The organism is Undibacterium sp. Ren11W (assembly GCF_049340485.1).
Lineage (GTDB): Bacteria > Pseudomonadota > Gammaproteobacteria > Burkholderiales > Burkholderiaceae_D > Undibacterium.
The window spans coordinates 974,988-991,664 of record NZ_JBMPPB010000001.1; the positions used below are offsets into that span (position 1 = coordinate 974,988).

Sequence of the window (16,677 nt, forward strand, 5' to 3'; positions counted from 1 at the left end):
ACGGATTCATTCATTGTTAAAGCCTAAGCTAAAAATGAATGAAATTTCTTTGATGCGCTCACTGTGTAAAGCAAGTTCTTACCAGGCATAAAAGAAAATTTCATTCATGCATGCAGAAAATAGAGGGCATTCAAATTTTCATCAGGAAACATCATGATCACGATCAATATAGACAGGGCACCAGCGCAGCAATGGTATCGTTTAGCGCTACGTAAAGCCAAGGCCGCCGCTGAAGCCAATGAGGTGGAATGGGAATTCGCGCATATCAAAATCCTGCTGCCCCACGGTCGTTCTTATTCCAAGTTACCGAATCACATGACCCTGGTTGAAAACTAAATCTCAGGTTCTGGTTTGGAATTTTTTCAGATAGACAGCGATGAAACTCATCAAGGCTTGCTGGTTCAGTATCCTGCTCATTTGTGCATCGCTCTCTTGTGCACAGGAGCTGTACGACCTGGATAATCTGAAAAACATCGAGACTAGCTTGCCTGGCGCAGTCGAGATTGACGCGCAACAAAAAAGCGAGACTTTGGGTGCCGCTACGACAGCTACTGCATCTGCGTCTGCGTCTGCGTCTGCGTCTGCGTCAGCATCGGCAACTGCAACTGCATTACGCCATTCTAGCGGCAACGAAAGCATGCTCTCGCGCATTAGTAAGGAATACAGCAATAAACAGCAAACCGCTAACCTTCGTGAAAAAATAAAAGCAATTCCAGGGGCGACATCCAATTTTTCTTTGCGTTACTCCCCGGATGGCGATCGCCCCACATTGGAATATCGTTTTAGTGAAAATGGCGCGTTACGTCTGCGCGGCGCGCACAGAGGTGTAAAGATAGTCGCCGCATGGAAGTATTAAGGCCGCCAACGCTATAGAAAAATTGTTGGGTAAGTTGCCAACTAAACTCCATAGCAAACCTTGCCAATCGGCTGTTTTTTACGGTGTGCTCTTAGCTGATTTTACTGCCCTATGTTGGTCAACGCACAGACCTAAGCTGCGCCTCCCCCCATTCTTACGTCATAAAAATAACAAGTAGAAGATTGCATTTTTTCAAATCACCATTGAAGGAGTAGTCCATGAGCAGCATTTTTCCTGCGCCTGTATCCGATCCGTCAGAGGAGTTCAAGCCGATATGGATACGTACAGGTCAGGCACAGAATCAACTGACGCGGATAGAGTTTGGCATGCGCTTTCGTGGCAGTTTCATCGATCCTGCGTTTAGGGCTGAAGACGCATCAATTAGCAGGCTAGAAGAGCTTGCCTGGCAGGCCTATCATGAAGGACGCAAAGCACCGTTCACCCAAAAAGCTGGAGCGGAATATGCCGATCCGAATTACGAATTATCGACAGAGTGGATCGCCACCAAACAAAGTCTGGCCGCGGCGCAATTGCGTTGGGCTGAAACTTCGACTCCATCCAAAGTATTGCTCATTTGTGGTTCGGCACGTAATGATGGCACTTGCCCTGGCGAGGTGTCCAAAAGTTTCCGGCTGCTGCAAATTGCCAAAGAAACGCTGGAACAAGCTGGCGTCGTGCCCGATGTACTAGATCTGAGTTTGCTCACCTCAGAATATGGTCGCCAAATCCATCCATGCAAGGGCTGCGCCTCAACCGCAATGCCCTTGTGCCATTGGCCCTGCAGTTGTTACCCGAATCATGCATTGAATCAAACCAATGACTGGATGGCAGAGATTTATGAACGCTGGACTGCCGCGCATGCGGTGATCATAGTCAGCCCTGTGTATTGGTACCAAAGCCCCAGTCCTCTCAAACTGATGATAGACCGTCTGGTATGCGCCGATGGCGGCAACCCCGACCCCACCTCAACCTCAGGCAAGAAAGCCGCCAAAGCCAAGGAAATAGAAATGGCAGGATGGTCTTATCCACAGCATCTGGCCGGGCGCGCCTATGGCTTGATCGTACACGGCGATGTGGCCGGTGTCGACGATACGCGTCGCGCACTATCTGACTGGTTAGATTGGATGGGCTTGATCGACTCAGGTACGCCGGCACTGCTTGGTCGCTATATCGGCTATTACGAACCCTACGCCAGTAGCCACGATACGCTAGACACCGATATCGCGATACAGGAAGAAACCCGCAATGTGGCGCGTGCCGTCGCCAAGGCAGTTGTCGAGTTACGTGCCGGGCGATTGTCAGCAACGCAGGCACATTTATCGCGGCCACGTCCCAAATAATTGCCAAATTACGCCAACTCAAACACCTGCGCTTTACACATCATACAACACCGCTTTTGATGCGTTTTTCGATTCAAAGGCACTAAGGAGAACAACATGGACATCCATCGTCATCACGTATCGGGCTTTTTTGCACAGCGCAATGAAGCAGAAGCAACACTCGCCATTCTCGTATCAAAAGGGCTGGCGCGTGAACAATTGCAAATTTTCGACACGAGTATGAGCCCAGCACCGCCTGCGGCCTCAATACCGCATCAGGCCGCCGTGGAACCCGGCAGTGACGCATCCTTGAAAGACATTTTGGTCGATGGCAGCATCGGCACCGCGATTGGCACAGGTTTGGGCGCATTGGCGCAAGTGGCTCTGGTCGCGGGTAACGTCAGCCTATTTATCGCCAGCCCTCTGATTGCTCCACTGGTTATGATGGGTTGGGGTGCCAGTCTGGGCGCCGTGATCGGCGCAGCCGCAGGGGCAATGAAAAAAGAAGACGGCAAATCAGCAGCAGAGATAAAAGAAAAACAAGGCTGGTTATCAACACTGATAGGCGACGCGATCGCCAGTGGACAATTTGTGCTGGTCGCACAAACCAATACCGAGCAAGAAACTGCCATTGCGCAGGAGGTCATACAAGCCTCGGTTGGCAGCTACAAGGACGACAGCATTGCTTAAGCGAAGCTAATAAGATGCCTATTGCTAGCCCGCACTACCAAACTAGCCTATGAGCAAGCCGACGAACCGGTCAATGAAGCAGCGACAATTTTGGGAGCATCACCATGAACAAAGAAAAACAAAAAGCCTCGGATAAAGTGGCGCTGCCACCATCACCGTCTGACGCCACCATCAGTTTCGGTAGCGGCGGAGAGTGGCATCAAGCGAAAACCGCTGATCAGTCGGATTTGACCAGCAATTTAGGCGTGCCGATTTCCGACAATCAGAATTCGCTGAGAATTACGCCAAGTGGCCCCACTTTGTTGGAAGATTTTATCCTGCGTGAAAAAATCACCCATTTCGATCACGAAAGGATTCCGGAACGCGTAGTGCATGCGCGGGGTACAGGCGCACATGGCTATTTCGAATTGACGCATTCGCTACAACAATATACCAGCGCCAAAGTGCTGACGGAAGTGGGACAACAGACCCCTCTATTTGCGCGGTTTTCTACTGTCGCAGGAGGTTCTGGTTCAGCCGACACGCCGCGTGATGCCCGAGGCTTTGCCGTCAAGTTTTACACCAAGCAAGGCAACTGGGATCTGGTCGGTAACAACATACCAGTGTTCTTTATTCAGGATGCGATCAAATTCCCCGACTTAGTGCATGCCATTAAAATGGAACCCGATCGCGGCTTTCCACAGGCAGCGACCGCCCACGACACTTTTTGGGACTTTATCTCACTCACCCCGGAAGCGATGCACATGGCAATGTGGATCATGTCCGATCGTACCCTGCCCCGCTCGCTGAGAATGATGGAAGGCTTCGGCATTCACTCATTCAAACTTATCAATGACGATCATGAAGCGAGCTTTGTCAAATTTCACTGGCGCCCCAAAATTGGCATGCAATCGACCATCTGGGATGAGACTGTCAAAATCGCCGGTGCCGATCCCGATTTCCATCGCCGAGAATTTTTTCAAGCAATCATAGACGGCGATTTTCCGGAGTGGGAACTGGCGGTGCAGTTATTCACGCCAGAGCAAGCAGAACAATTCCCTTTTGATCATCTCGATGCGACCAAACTAATCCCTGAGGAACTGGTGCCCTTATTAGTCGTCGGGCGTATGGTGTTGAATCGCTGGCCAGATAACTTTTTCGCAGAAACAGAACAAGTCGCTTTTTGCCCATCGCATCTGGTGCCAGGCATCGACTTTTCCAACGACCCATTATTGCAGGGTAGGCTCTTTTCTTATCTTGATACGCAATTATCGCGCCTCGGTTCTACTAATTTCCAACAACTACCAATCAACGCGCCTAAGTGTCCTTACGCCAATCACCAGCGCGACGGTCACATGCAAATGACGCAGCCCACTGGACGCGTGTCGTATGAGCCCAATACGCTGGCCACCGATTCGCCACGCGAACAGGTGCACAGTGGCTTCTACAGTATGGCAAATGAAGAAAACGGCGTAAAAGGCCGGATTCGGGCAGAAAGTTTTGCCGACCATTACAGCCAGGCACGTCAGTTCTATCTCAGCCAAAGCAGTTATGAGCAAGCGCATATTGCCTCGGCCTTTGTTTTTGAACTCTCCAAGGTCGAGCATCCGCATATCCGGCTAGCCATGCTAGCCCACATGCGCCATGTCGATGAAGATCTGGCACAAAGGTTGGCAACCGGATTAGGGATAGCGCAGCTACCACCAGCCATGATCAGCGCATGCACGATACAGATCCTGAAACCATCGCCAGCCTTGCAGTTGATCGCCAACATGAAAGACACCCTGCAAGGTCGCGCAGTTGGCGTACTCATCGATCATGGCTCAGACCAGCCTAGTATCGACGCACTCACCAAGGCAGTCATCGAGGCTGGTGCGAAATTAAAATTGATCGCACAAAAAATCGGCAATACCACATTAAGCGATGGTTCAACTCTTATTATCGATGCTCAGCTAGCAGGTACGCCTTCGGTCATGTTCGATGCCATCGTCGTCCTGCTCGATCAGACTAGCGCGGCACGTTTGAGCAAAGACGCAGCAGCAATTGATTTTGTACGCGATGCGTACGCTCATTTAAAAGCGATAGGCATCGATCAAGGTGGTGCAACACTACTCCAAGCGGCAGGCTTACAAACAGATGCTGGCGTCATCGCGATACAACAGCTTAAACAATTTATGGCAGCAGCAAAAACCCGTCAATGGGACCGTGAAGCGAGAGTGAGAACACTGGCGTAAAAAACCCGCCATGACATACCGCCACCGCGCACTATCCATGCGGCTTTCCAGCCTATCTGGTCTGCGAACCGCATGGATAGTGCGCGACAGGCGTGCTTGCATTTGAATTCTATAAAAAAAGTAAAAATACACGCTAGCAGACCATCGTTTCAGCATATCAAGCCACATCCAAGCCACATCCAGGCATTACGCATTAAGCGCTAGATCGACGATCGCTTGCGCATCAAGCAGAATACGTTGCAAATGTTCTTCGTCGCGGAAACTCTCGGCATAGATTTTATAAATATCCTCGGTACCGGATGGACGTGCTGCAAACCAGCCATTGGCCGTGACGACTTTAACGCCGCCGATGGCCGCATTATTCCCAGGTGCATTGGTAAATATATGTTGAATTTGCTCGCCCGCGAGTTCGCCGCATTGCAGCTGCTGAGCCGATATATTGGACAGCTTTTTCTTCTGCACTGGCGTAGCCACGGCGTCTATCCGACCACCCACAGGAGCGCCCAATTCGCTGGCAAGCTTGGCATAAATTTCACCAGGATCCATCCCCGTGCGCGCGGTAATTTCTGCCGACAGCAAAGCGGCAGTGATGCCATCTTTGTCGCTAGTCCAGACAGTCCCATCTATCCGCGAGAACGTGGCACCAGCGCTTTCTTCTCCACAAAAACCTAAAATACCATCGTGCAAGCCCTCGGCGAACCATTTAAAACCTGCTGGCACCTCGAGCACGCGCCGATCTAATTTGCTACCGACACGATTAATGATCTCGCTACTGACTACCGTCTTACCGATGCTCATCTCGCTTGACCATAGCGGACGATGCTGAAACAGATAGTCGATCGCGACCGCAAGATAATGGTTAGTCGGTAACAGGCCAGCACTCTTCGTAACGATGCCATGTCTATCATGGTCGGTATCGCAGGCAAAGGCGATATCGTAAGAATGATCGTGTTCAAACCGACTCAGCAAACTTTGCATGGCAAACGGTGACGATGGGTCCATACGGATTTTGCCGTCCCAATCAACGCTCATGAAGCGAAAAGTTGGGTCCACCTGAGTATTGAGCACTGTTAAATCAAGCCGGTAACGTTCGGCTATCCGCCCCCAATAATGCACGCCTGCCCCACCCAATGGATCCACCGCCATACGGATACTTTCAGCGCGGATGGCGGTCATGTCGATGACCTGATCGAGCTCGTCAACGTAAGCATTGAGGTAGTCGTAGCGATGCGTGGTGCTGGCACGCATCGCCTGTTCGTGTGGCATTCTTTTGACGCCATTCAGACCGCTGGTAATGAGTGCGTTGGCTCTGGCTTCTATCCACGCCGTTACCTGGGTATCGGCCGCGCCACCGTTAGGCGGGTTGTACTTAAAGCCACCGGCATCCGGTGGATTATGCGAAGGGGTAATCACGACGCCATCAGCCAAACCAGAGCGTCGTCCCCGGTTATACGTCAGTATGGCCAGCGAAATGGCCGGGGTCGGAGTAAATTCATCATTGTGTGCCAGCATCACATCGACCCCATTGGCCGCCAACACCTCTAGCGCGCTGGCACTGGCTGGAATAGACAAGGCATGGGTGTCAAGGCCAAGAAACAAGGGGCCGTTAATCCCTTGCCAGGCACGGTAATCGCACACCGCCTGACTGATGGCGAGTATGTGCCACTCATTAAAACTGCGCTCTAAGGAAGAACCCCGATGCCCCGAGGTGCCGAACATCACACGCTGGGCTGGCACAGCAAGATCTGGAATGCCCGCGTAATAGTCCGCGATCAATTTGGGGACATCGACCAGCATCGCAGAAGTCGCCAGTTTGCCGGCGTATGGGCTGTTTTTCATATCAATATTTGACCTTAATAGAATTCTTACCGAAATCGGAATATGAACATCATCGACATCTATAAATCACCTCAGGCAATATGTTTTCTTACCCAGGTGACATAGAGACTCATCCAGCTTTGTATAAATTGATTGCTTGCTTCACCGATATTGCCGTCCTGATCAAACAAGCCCTCTTTGGCATGTATAAACGCTTCGGGCTGTCCCATAGTCGGCATGTCCAGATAAGCCAGAATATTGCGCAAATGCTGCTGAGCCATCGCGGTGCCGATCGCACCAACGGAGACTCCCAGGATGCCCGCTGGCTTACCGCTCCAAGCGCTCTGCCCGTAAGGCCTTGACGCATGATCAATCGCATTTTTTAGCACACCAGAAATAGAACGATTGTATTCAGGGCTAACGAAGATCAAGCCATGTGCCGCCAATATCTCCGCCTTTAAGCGCGTGACAGAATCGGCCTGATTCGTATCGTCATCTTGATTATAAAGAGGTAAATCACCAATTTGTATCTGTTTGAATGTTACGTCCGCCGGGGCAAGTTTGGTCAATGCTTTTGCCAATTTCAGGTTGAATGAATCTTGACGAAGGCTACCTACGATAATTGCAATATGAATTTGGCTCATGCTGATCTCCAATAATTAATCTTGATTAAAAGGTGCCAGAAGCAAATTCTTCCAACATAGCCCCAACGCCAACTTACTCTTAGCGTCGATTTCGTTCTGTTCGCTAACCAACAGTAAGCAGCCCCCAATTGTATCGGTTTGCATCTTGAATAGCACATCGACCGCAGTGTAAAAATTAAGTATTTTTGTGTGGGGCATCGTACATAAAAATAACTAGTTCAAGACTATAAAGATCATGCAAGACCAAACTTTCAATCAAATGTAAAGGAAACGATCATGATCAAGAAACTACTGATTGTCGCCATGCTGGCGAGCACATTAGGAACTGTGGCAATATCGGCCGGTGCGCGCGAGGTTATCGTGCGCGTTGCGCCTCCTGAACTGCGTGTGGAACATGTACCTGAAGCACGAGAAGGCTATTTATGGGCCCCTGGTTATTGGGATTGGCGCAAAGAGCAACATACCTGGGTTAAAGGCTCGTGGAAGCGTGAACGCCCCGGCTATATGTATCACCAACCGAGCTGGGAAGAACGTGACGGTAACTGGCACATACAAAGAGGAAACTGGTCACGTAACGATAGGGACGGCGATGGCGTTCCGAATCGGGTTGATCATCAGCCAGATAATCCCTATCGGAAATAATCATTTCAGAAGTTCTCACAAAGAAGGCGGTTTGCGTTACGTCAAATCGCTTTTTTTCAAAACATGGATGCTCACTACATATTAATTCAAATGTAAATCGGGGCCCAGCAATCATGCTCTATAAACTTGTTTTATCAGCGATGATCTTGCCACTCGCGGCTTGCGTCTCTACTTTGACACCATCACCTTTATTACCCGACATCAGCATGCCTTTGGCATGGTCAGGCACTGTCTTACCGGACGGAACGATCGAGGCAAAAAACCGCGTCGATTTGGCACTATGGTGGCAGGGCTTTAACGATCCCCTCCTCGACAATTTGATCAAACTCGCATTACAGAACAACAGCAATGTAAGCATGGCGAAGGCGGCTTTACTGCAATCGCGCGCCTTACGTGATGTTGCTGCCGCTGGTCTATTCCCCCGCCTTGATGTCTCAGCATCAGCACAACGCAGCAAAATAGGTACGCCCGGCCCTGGCAATTCCTTTCATGCGGGCTTTGATGCGAGTTGGGAACCTGATATTTTTGGTGCCAACCGTAGCGCATTGCAGGCTAGTGAAGCAAGCCTTGATGCCAGCGTCGCCAGTCTGGCCGACATACAAATCTCGATCGCCGCTGAAGTAGCTCTCACATATATCCAGCTGCGCGGTGAGCAGACGCGCTTGATCATTGCGCAGAATAATTTGACTAGCCAGTCAGAAACCTTGCAAATCACCAATTGGCGCGTGCAGGCGGGTTTACTGACATCGCTCGAGGCCGAGCAAGCACGTGCAGCCAGCGAACAAACAAAGGCACAAATCCCGACCTTGCGTACCAGCATTGAGCAGATTAGCCATAGTCTGGCAGTCCTTTGTGGTCAGCACCCTGTGGCCTTACGAACTCAGCTCAGTGAGATCCAGGCGATACCCCAAGCCAATGAGGCTCTGACTATGAGCATTCCGGCCGAAACGCTGCGCCAGCGACCTGACGTTCGTACTGCCGAGCATCAAGTCGCAGCCGCCTGGGCCAGAGTGAAACAGGGCGATGCTGCACTCTACCCCAACTTTCAGATTAGCGGCTCGGTGGGGTGGCGCGCCCTGACTATCGGAGCCCTAAGCAACAGCGCCTCTTTAGTGGCGGCGATCTTGGCCAACGTGTCGCTACCGGTGTTTGATGCGGGCGCTGGCCGGGCGCAGGTGCGTGCGCAGCAAGCCGCGTTTGAGCAACTGCGCATGTCTTATCAATCTACTGCCCTTACTGCATTGAAAGAAGTGGAAGACGCCATCGTGGCACTCAATGGCGACCGCGAGCGTTTGCTCAGTCTGCGCAATGCAGCAGAAGCCGCAGCCAACGCGGCATTATTGGCACGCCAGCGCTATACCAGCGGTCTGGTCGATTTTCAGACGGTGCTGGAAACTCAGCGCTCCATATTGAGCACGCAAGATGCGGTGGCCAGCAGCATGACCGATCTCAGTGCCGACCATGTGCGTTTATACAAAGCACTCGGCGGTGGCTGGCAACCTGACGCAGTGTCCATGATTGATTTCCGCAAATAATTCACTCAAAAACATTCTATGACCACTCCCATTATCCCAGCCGCAAATAAAACCGGCACCGATGCCACCGCATTACTGGCTCAATTAGCCGATACCGCAAAAGCGCGGTGGTGGAAACGTCCCGTGTTGTGGATAGGCATAGCTGCTTTACTGCTTAGCGCTCTCGGCGCCTACCTGTGGCAACAACAACGCATCGCCAATGCGGCACCCAGCTTTACTACTGAGGCAGTCAGTAAGGGCGACCTGACACTCACCGTTACCGCCAATGGCACCTTACAACCGACACGCTCAGTCAATATCGGCAGTGAACTTTCAGGTACGGTGGCGCGCGTCTTGGTCGACGTCAATGACGTCATCAAAAAAGGCCAGATACTGGTTGAACTCGATACCGCAAAACTCAACGATCAAGTGGTCCGTTCGCGCGCCGCTTTGGCATCGGCAGAAGCGGCCGTAGCGCTGGCGGTGGCCACGGTCAAGGAAACCAGGAGCAATCTGGCCAGACTGGAAGAAGTCTCCCGCCTCTCTGGCGGCAAAGTACCTTCTGGCACCGAACTGGACACTGGCAAGGCCACCCTAGAACGTGCCGTAGCCAATGAATTGAGCGCGCGCGCCAATGTGCTCAGTGCCAAGGCCACCTTATCTACCGATGTCACCAATTTATCGAAAGCCTCGATACGCGCGCCCTCGGATGGTGTGATTCTGACCCGCACGGTGGACCCCGGCAATGCCGTGGCCGCTTCGTTGCAGGCCGTCACCTTATTTACGATTGCCGAGGATTTGCGCAAACTGCGCTTACAAGTAAATGTCGACGAAGCCGATGTCGGTTCCGTCAAAATTGGGCAGAAAGCACGCTTTACCGTCAGCGCCTATGCCAATCGTAAATACCCAGCCGCGATCACCCGGGTGGCATTCGGCTCCACTATTACCGAAAACGTCGTCACTTACCTGACCTATCTTGATGTCGACAATACGGATCTAAGCTTACGCCCCGGCATGACGGCCACCGCCAATATCGTCGCCGATGAAAGACATGACGTACTCTTGGTACCCAACACCGCATTACGCTTTAGCCCATCGCAAACCGCCAGGGCCACGGCGAATAAAGGGATAGTCGCCAGCCTGATGCCACGCGGGCCAGCCAGGGCACCACGCAAATCTGCGGCCAGCGCTGCCAGTGTCGCGGCGGTACGGCAGGTGTGGGTATTGCGCGATGGTACGCCGGTTGCGGTGAGCGTCACGCCGGGGATCAGCAATGGCAAAATGACAGAAATTACTGCCGGCGATTTACAGCTCGGTATGCAAGTAATTACCGACCAACATTCGACGAGCGCGCCATGAGTAGCGGGATAATCGCCAGCACTCAGGCTGAAATTGAGGCTAAAGTTGAGACTAAAGCTGATCAAGCCAGCACAGACGCCGTCACAAACGAAGCAGCACCACTGATCAGGCTACGCGCTGTGACGAAGAAGTATGGTAGCGGGCAAGCCGCGTTGATGGCACTTAAAGGCGTCGATATTGACATTACGGCAGGTGAATTTGTCGCCATTATGGGGCCCAGCGGCTCTGGCAAATCAACGGCCATGAATATCATCGGCTGCCTGGACACACCCAGCGCTGGAGAATATTTATTCAAAGGCATGCATGTAGAAAAACTCTCACGCGACCAACGCGCGCGCCTGCGGCGTGGCTACCTGGGTTTTGTGTTTCAGGGTTTTAATTTGCTAGCGCGCACTTCAGCGCAAGAGAACGTCGAATTGCCACTGTTGTACCGCGGAGAAAGTGCCAGCAGCCGTAAAGAACTGGCCGCCAAAGCACTCGCCTCAGTCGGCCTGGCAGGCTGGGAAGAGCATACGCCGGCAGAACTATCGGGCGGGCAACAACAGCGTGTCGCGATCGCGCGCGCCATCGTCACCGAACCGGCAGTCTTGTTGGCCGATGAACCTACCGGCAATCTCGATACCCAGCGCAGCCGCGAAATCATGGAATTATTATCCAAGCTCAATCAGGATCACGGCATCACCGTCTTAATGGTGACCCATGAACAGGACATGGCCATGTATGCCAAACGCATGCTGCACTTTGTCGACGGCATGCTAGAGAGCGACGCCAGCAACCCACATCCGACTGCCGTCACCACGCCAGCAGTGGACGCCGCTGCGCTGGGCACCTCGGCCATTTCCCCGGAGGCGACGCCGTAATGCTGCTTGCCACCTTTCTACTTGCAATACGCTCAATACGACGCAATCTGCTGCGCTCTTTCCTGACGATTTTGGGAATAGTAATAGGCGTCAGTGCCGTGATTACCATGGTGACCTTGGGTAATGGCGCCACCATGGCAGTACAAAATCAGATTTCCAGCCTGGGGAGCAATTTATTGATGGTGCGCCCCGGACAGCGCCAGGGTTTTGGCGGCGGCGGTGGCGGCGCGCCCTCGTTTAAGGAAGCCGACGCCGAATTTATCGCTTCGCAAATTGGCGGCATCGAGTCGGTCGCCCCCGAAGGACGCACCAATACAACGGTCATCGCCAACGGTCGCAACTGGGCCACCAGCATCACAGGCAGCAATAACAACTGGTTTAAAACCAGTAACTGGAAACTGGCAACAGGCCGACTGTTTGAAGACACCGAAGTACAGGCCGGTTCTGCCGTCTGCGTCATCGGCGAAACCGTACGCCGCGAATTATTCGATAACCGCAGCGCCTTGGGCGAACAGCTGCGCATCAAGCAGTTTTCCTGTGTCGTGATCGGGATTTTAGCCTCCAAAGGCCAGGCCGCCATGGGCAATGATCAGGATGATGTCGTCGTGGTACCGCTGCACACCTTGCAACGCCGCGTCACTGGCAACCAGCGCGTGGCAACACTGCTGGTCTCGATGAAGGAAGGCAGCGACAGCACGGGTCTTAAATCAAGTTTGACGCAATTACTGCGCGAGCGCCGCAAACTGGCTCAGGGCGATGACGACAACTTCAACATACTCGATACCAAACAATTGGCCGATACCCTGTCCGGCACCACCAAGGTAATGACCACCTTGCTCGGTGCAGTCGCGGCCGTGAGCTTACTGGTGGGCGGCATCGGCATCATGAACATCATGCTCGTCAGCGTGACTGAGCGCACCCGTGAGATCGGCCTGCGCCTGGCCATAGGCGCACTGGAGCGCGAAGTGTTATTGCAGTTTTTGATTGAGGCAGTGGTGCTGGCCGCACTCGGCGGCGTGATCGGTATCGTGCTGGCCACGGGTGCCTCCATCATTCTGGCCAAGCTCATGGAAGTGCCGTATCTGTTCAACCCTACGATCAATCTGATGTCCTTCATCTTCTCTGCCGGCATAGGCGTGCTGTTTGGCTATTTTCCGGCACGCCGTGCGGCGCAATTAGATCCGATTGAGGCGCTGCGCCATGAGTAATTTTTAATTATCCATTTGATAGCGTTTGCTTTTGTGATTGCTCAGCATTGCAGTATGTTGGCTTGCCTTCAGCCGTCCTTGTCCGATTTGTAAAGTGCTACAGCTCAAAGTGCGACAGCGCACAGAGCGGAACAAGAAAAACGCTTAATGTCGGCCAACTCATCTAATCGCATGGATCCCCTGCTGGATTAACTAAGCGAAATTTGGCAACTCAAGGGAATGGAGAAATGGCGATGCGCAATAAACTCATCTTACTGTGGCTATTTGTATCTTCTGCGCTACCGGCATGGGCGCAAATTAGCGTCCGTATCGGCGTGCCCGGCATCGATATAGGTATCAATCTGCCGCTCTATCCTGAGCTGATGCCGGTGCCTGGCTACCCGGTGTATTACGCGCCGCAACTCAATTCCAACTATTTTTTCTACGACGGCATGTACTGGGTTTTTCAAGACGACAACTGGTATGCCAGTTCTTGGTATAACGGTCCATGGAGTCTGGTCGATCAAGAGCTGGTTCCGGTTTTTGTGCTCAGAATTCCGGTGCGTTATTACCGTCAATCGCCACACTATTTCCGTGGCTGGCGTCCTGATGCGCCACCGCGTTGGGGCGAGCACTGGGGAGCTGAATGGCAGCAAAGACACCACGGATGGGATAAATGGAACCGCAGCATGCCTGCCGCACGCCCTCCTCTGCCGGTCTACCAGCGCAACTACACGGGAGCGCGCTATCCGCAATTGAAGGAGCAGCAATCCTTGCAAAACAAAAATTACCGCTACCAGCCACATGACCCGATAGTACGCCAGCATGTGCAGGAGTTACGCAAACACGCAACTTCGTTACCGGCACCTAGTGCGCCGATTGAAAATCAAGCCAGGCCACAGCCAAAATCCGCAGAAATAAATAGCGATACGCATGATGGGCGTGACAGTCCAAGGACTATGTCACAGGATAATTCACGCGATAATTCACGAGATCATCCTCGAGATAACGCTAGCGACAAGCCGCGCGATCAAGAACGCAATACGGCACCCACTACAGCACCCAATACGCCGCCTGGAAATCCACGCATCAGCGCGCCGCCACCTGCTCAACCACGTCAGCAAGCTCAGCCACCACGCGCACAGACACAACAGCCAGATCAGCGCCAGCAGCCTGCAAGAGCGCAACATCCTGATAATCCGCCACCTCATCAAGCCGCCCCACAAGACGCAAATCGGCCACAAAAACCTGAACACCAGCAAGAACGTGAACGGCCAAATGAACGCGCAAAAGATCATGAGAATGATCGGAGTAGTGATAGGGGTAATGATCGAAATAAAGAAAGGAATAAAGACCGGGATGACGAACGTTCAGCAGATCATAAGAAGTAAATTTTATGATCTGCAAGTCGCCCGCGCATATTCCATGCGGTTTTTCAGCCTGTTTTGGCCTGCAAGGCGCATGGATACTGCGTGATCGCCTTGGAGAACTTCTAAAGCAATCCGTCGGTATTGCGAGGATAGGCAACAATGCGACGCGCCCAAGCAGCGCTTTGTTTGAGGTTTCCGGTGTTGACGTTTAGTTCCAAGACCAGCGTCACGGTTTAGCGCGCCACAACGACTACCGCTCGCCGTCAACAACTAGACAGTGAGCGACGACAGTCATTAAATAGTCTCAATTAGCCGACTCAATTAGCAGTGTCAATTGATCTGAGGCGCTCTGCCGACACGCAGCAAACAGCCTAGTTCCGCAGCGCTCATAGGCCGGCCAAAAAAATACCCCTGCCCTTCGTCGCAATCTTGGGCGATCAAAAATGCGCATTGATCTGCCGTTTCTACCCCCTCAGCAATGATACGTTTTTTCAGACTTTTCCCCATATTAATGACTGCGCTAATCATCGAGGCGTCATCCGAACTGCTACTCAAATGCTCGACAAACGACTGGTCTATCTTCAGCGTTTCAACCGGAAATCGTCTGAGATAGCTCAAGCTGGAGTAGCCGGTACCAAAGTCGTCTACCGCCAGCTTGATACCCATATCGACCAGTGCATGCAAGACACAATCGGTCGATTTAGCATCGCGCATCAGGACGCTTTCGGTCAGCTCTATCTCCAGTTGCGATGCGTCCATGAAAGTCTGCTCCAAGGTTAAGCGTATATTCTCGATAAAATCCTTGGCCCGGAATTCCAGCGCAGAGGTATTGACCGCGATGGTAATCGGTGGCAAGCCCGCTTCGCGCCATGTATTTGCCTGACGACAAGCCTCGCGCAGCACCCAGCGACCTATCGGCAAAATCAATCCACAGTCTTCGGCGATCGTGACGAAATGCGCGGGCAGCAGCAAACCGCGTTCAGGATGCTGCCAGCGTATCAGCGCCTCGACGCCAACAATGGTATCGGTATGCAGATTCACTTTTGGCTGATAGTGCAGGACGAACTCCTGTCTCTCCAGTGCCAGACGCAAGCTCACTTCTACTGAGTGCCGCAACACCGCGCGCGCATTCATATCTGCTTCAAAAAATTTATAGTTATTCCGTCCGCTTTCTTTGGCGCAGTACATGGCGGTATCGGCACTTTTGATGAGGCTTTCAGCGTCATCGCCATCATAGGGATAAATACTGACGCCGACACTGACGCTGACATGCAGCACATGTCCATCGACCTGGTGCGGCATTGCCAGCGCCAGCAGAATTTTTTGCGCTGACAGCGCCGCATCTGCCGCGTGTTCGATCGAGGGCAGCAAGACGACGAACTCATCGCCACCCTGGCGGCTGATGGTGTCGGAATGGCGTACACACCCGAGCAGGCAATGCGCCACCGACTGCAACAACAGGTCGCCTACCGCATGTCCCAAAGAATCATTGATATGCTTAAACCTATCGAGATCAAGGAACATCACCGCCAATTGCGTTCCTGAACGACGCGCCAATTCTATCGCCTGATTAATCCTATCTTGCAGCAGCATCCGGTTGGGCAGGTCGGTCAGCACATCGTGGTGCGCCAGATAATGGAGCTCGACTTTAGCAGTTTCGATTTGGTCGGCCATCTTATGGGCTTCTATGGTCGAGACCACCAATTTGGCATTAGCATGCTGCAACATCGAAATATGATCGGCAGATGCCGCTTGCGCCATCTTCGCTCTATCATTGAGTAGCATTTGCAATGCCTCAGCCTTGGCGCGCATATCGGCCGCATTTTCGCGTACATACACTGCGTTTTCTCGTGCGGTGACGAGTTCCTCGCGTTGCACCACAGCCGCTACCCCGCCACAGACCAGGCTTTCTTTATCAATGGCATCAGTGACTGACGGCGTCACTAAATTTTCGTAGTGCTGCTCAGCTAGCGTCGAAACATTCAGTGCATCAGCACTAGCATCAGCACTGGTTTCAGCACTGGCATTCGCATCAGCAACACCGTCAACGTCTTTATTTTTCATTACTAGCCAAATTCGCATGAACGTTACAAAAAAAAGGAAGAATCGAAAACAATAAGGCATTTCGCGATACTGATCTGTGGATTCAAGATCTTCCCCCGTAGAAAATCTGCTTGAAGAATGACAAAGATCGTTAATTATGTC

The 16,677-nt window shown here is 52.3% G+C and carries 14 protein-coding genes; 11 read left to right on the top strand and 3 right to left on the bottom strand.

The annotated features are described in order from the left end of the window. The first annotated feature begins 153 nt into the window (after positions 1-153). The 5 genes from ACO0K8_RS04365 (at position 154) to ACO0K8_RS04385 (ending at position 5,078) form a co-directional block, all read left to right on the top strand. A complete protein-coding gene (locus ACO0K8_RS04365; protein WP_422945393.1) occupies positions 154-336 on the top strand; it encodes a hypothetical protein in 183 nt (60 codons plus the stop codon). A gap of 40 nt (positions 337-376) precedes the next feature. Next, a complete protein-coding gene (locus ACO0K8_RS04370; protein WP_422945394.1) occupies positions 377-856 on the top strand; it encodes a hypothetical protein in 480 nt (159 codons plus the stop codon). 218 nt (positions 857-1,074) lie between these two features. Beyond that, entirely contained in the window at positions 1,075-2,196 is a 1,122-nt protein-coding gene (locus ACO0K8_RS04375; RefSeq protein WP_422945395.1) for a flavodoxin family protein, read from the top strand. A 96-nt stretch (positions 2,197-2,292) separates the two neighbouring features. Next, the gene (locus tag ACO0K8_RS04380) at positions 2,293-2,865 is read left to right on the top strand and encodes a hypothetical protein (protein WP_422945396.1); all 573 of its coding nucleotides are present in this window, start codon (positions 2,293-2,295) and stop codon (positions 2,863-2,865) included. Positions 2,866-2,969: 104 nt separating this feature from the next. Then, positions 2,970-5,078 carry a catalase gene (locus ACO0K8_RS04385; protein WP_422945397.1) on the top strand — a complete coding sequence of 703 codons (2,109 nt, stop codon included), beginning with the start codon at positions 2,970-2,972 and terminating at the stop codon, positions 5,076-5,078. Positions 5,079-5,264: 186 nt separating this feature from the next. Here the strand turns inward: ACO0K8_RS04385 and pgm are convergent, their stop codons facing one another. After that, positions 5,265-6,917: a phosphoglucomutase (alpha-D-glucose-1,6-bisphosphate-dependent) gene (pgm, locus tag ACO0K8_RS04390; RefSeq protein ID WP_422945398.1), complete on the bottom strand. Its 1,653-nt coding sequence runs from the start codon at positions 6,915-6,917 to the stop codon at positions 5,265-5,267. 71 nt (positions 6,918-6,988) lie between these two features. Further along, positions 6,989-7,540 (bottom strand): NADPH-dependent FMN reductase, encoded by a 552-nt coding sequence (locus ACO0K8_RS04395; RefSeq protein WP_422945399.1) that lies wholly within the window; start codon positions 7,538-7,540, stop codon positions 6,989-6,991. 276 nt (positions 7,541-7,816) lie between these two features. Here ACO0K8_RS04395 and ACO0K8_RS04400 point away from each other — a divergent pair, with 276 nt between their 5' ends. The 6 genes from ACO0K8_RS04400 (at position 7,817) to ACO0K8_RS04425 (ending at position 14,493) form a co-directional block, all read left to right on the top strand. Then, a complete protein-coding gene (locus ACO0K8_RS04400) occupies positions 7,817-8,182 on the top strand; it encodes a hypothetical protein (RefSeq protein ID WP_422945400.1) in 366 nt (121 codons plus the stop codon). Positions 8,183-8,322: 140 nt separating this feature from the next. Beyond that, entirely contained in the window at positions 8,323-9,717 is a 1,395-nt protein-coding gene (locus tag ACO0K8_RS04405; protein WP_422945401.1) for an efflux transporter outer membrane subunit, read from the top strand. An 18-nt stretch (positions 9,718-9,735) separates the two neighbouring features. Continuing rightward, positions 9,736-11,055 carry an efflux RND transporter periplasmic adaptor subunit gene (locus tag ACO0K8_RS04410; RefSeq protein ID WP_422945402.1) on the top strand — a complete coding sequence of 440 codons (1,320 nt, stop codon included), beginning with the start codon at positions 9,736-9,738 and terminating at the stop codon, positions 11,053-11,055. Beyond that, positions 11,052-11,915, top strand: coding sequence for an ABC transporter ATP-binding protein (locus tag ACO0K8_RS04415; RefSeq protein ID WP_422945403.1), 864 nt, complete (start codon positions 11,052-11,054; stop codon positions 11,913-11,915). Before ACO0K8_RS04410 ends, ACO0K8_RS04415 begins: the two co-directional genes overlap by 4 nt. Next, positions 11,915-13,123, top strand: coding sequence for an ABC transporter permease (locus tag ACO0K8_RS04420; protein WP_422945404.1), 1,209 nt, complete (start codon positions 11,915-11,917; stop codon positions 13,121-13,123). Before ACO0K8_RS04415 ends, ACO0K8_RS04420 begins: the two co-directional genes overlap by 1 nt. A gap of 233 nt (positions 13,124-13,356) precedes the next feature. Beyond that, positions 13,357-14,493, top strand: coding sequence for a hypothetical protein (locus tag ACO0K8_RS04425; RefSeq protein ID WP_422945405.1), 1,137 nt, complete (start codon positions 13,357-13,359; stop codon positions 14,491-14,493). Between the two features lie 309 nt (positions 14,494-14,802). Here ACO0K8_RS04425 and ACO0K8_RS04430 read toward each other — a convergent pair whose 3' ends face one another. Then, on the bottom strand, positions 14,803-16,536 hold the full coding sequence (locus ACO0K8_RS04430; RefSeq protein WP_422945406.1) for a putative bifunctional diguanylate cyclase/phosphodiesterase: 1,734 nt from the start codon (positions 16,534-16,536) through the stop codon (positions 14,803-14,805). Positions 16,537-16,677 lie beyond the last annotated feature (141 nt).

Excerpts from the sequence above, each read along its gene's own strand:
- ACO0K8_RS04365 (WP_422945393.1), top strand. The coding sequence starts at position 154 with ATGATCACGATCAATATAGACAGGGCACCAGCGCAGCAATGGTATCGT.
- ACO0K8_RS04420 (WP_422945404.1), top strand. The coding sequence starts at position 11,915 with ATGCTGCTTGCCACCTTTCTACTTGCAATACGCTCAATACGACGCAAT.
- ACO0K8_RS04385 (WP_422945397.1), top strand. The coding sequence starts at position 2,970 with ATGAACAAAGAAAAACAAAAAGCCTCGGATAAAGTGGCGCTGCCACCA.
- ACO0K8_RS04370 (WP_422945394.1), top strand. The coding sequence starts at position 377 with ATGAAACTCATCAAGGCTTGCTGGTTCAGTATCCTGCTCATTTGTGCA.
- ACO0K8_RS04425 (WP_422945405.1), top strand. The coding sequence starts at position 13,357 with ATGCGCAATAAACTCATCTTACTGTGGCTATTTGTATCTTCTGCGCTA.
- ACO0K8_RS04380 (WP_422945396.1), top strand. The coding sequence starts at position 2,293 with ATGGACATCCATCGTCATCACGTATCGGGCTTTTTTGCACAGCGCAAT.
- pgm (WP_422945398.1), bottom strand. The coding sequence starts at position 6,917 with ATGAAAAACAGCCCATACGCCGGCAAACTGGCGACTTCTGCGATGCTG.
- ACO0K8_RS04430 (WP_422945406.1), bottom strand. The coding sequence starts at position 16,536 with ATGAAAAATAAAGACGTTGACGGTGTTGCTGATGCGAATGCCAGTGCT.
- ACO0K8_RS04395 (WP_422945399.1), bottom strand. The coding sequence starts at position 7,540 with ATGAGCCAAATTCATATTGCAATTATCGTAGGTAGCCTTCGTCAAGAT.
- ACO0K8_RS04405 (WP_422945401.1), top strand. The coding sequence starts at position 8,323 with ATGATCTTGCCACTCGCGGCTTGCGTCTCTACTTTGACACCATCACCT.
- ACO0K8_RS04375 (WP_422945395.1), top strand. The coding sequence starts at position 1,075 with ATGAGCAGCATTTTTCCTGCGCCTGTATCCGATCCGTCAGAGGAGTTC.
- ACO0K8_RS04400 (WP_422945400.1), top strand. The coding sequence starts at position 7,817 with ATGATCAAGAAACTACTGATTGTCGCCATGCTGGCGAGCACATTAGGA.
- ACO0K8_RS04415 (WP_422945403.1), top strand. The coding sequence starts at position 11,052 with ATGAGTAGCGGGATAATCGCCAGCACTCAGGCTGAAATTGAGGCTAAA.
- ACO0K8_RS04410 (WP_422945402.1), top strand. The coding sequence starts at position 9,736 with ATGACCACTCCCATTATCCCAGCCGCAAATAAAACCGGCACCGATGCC.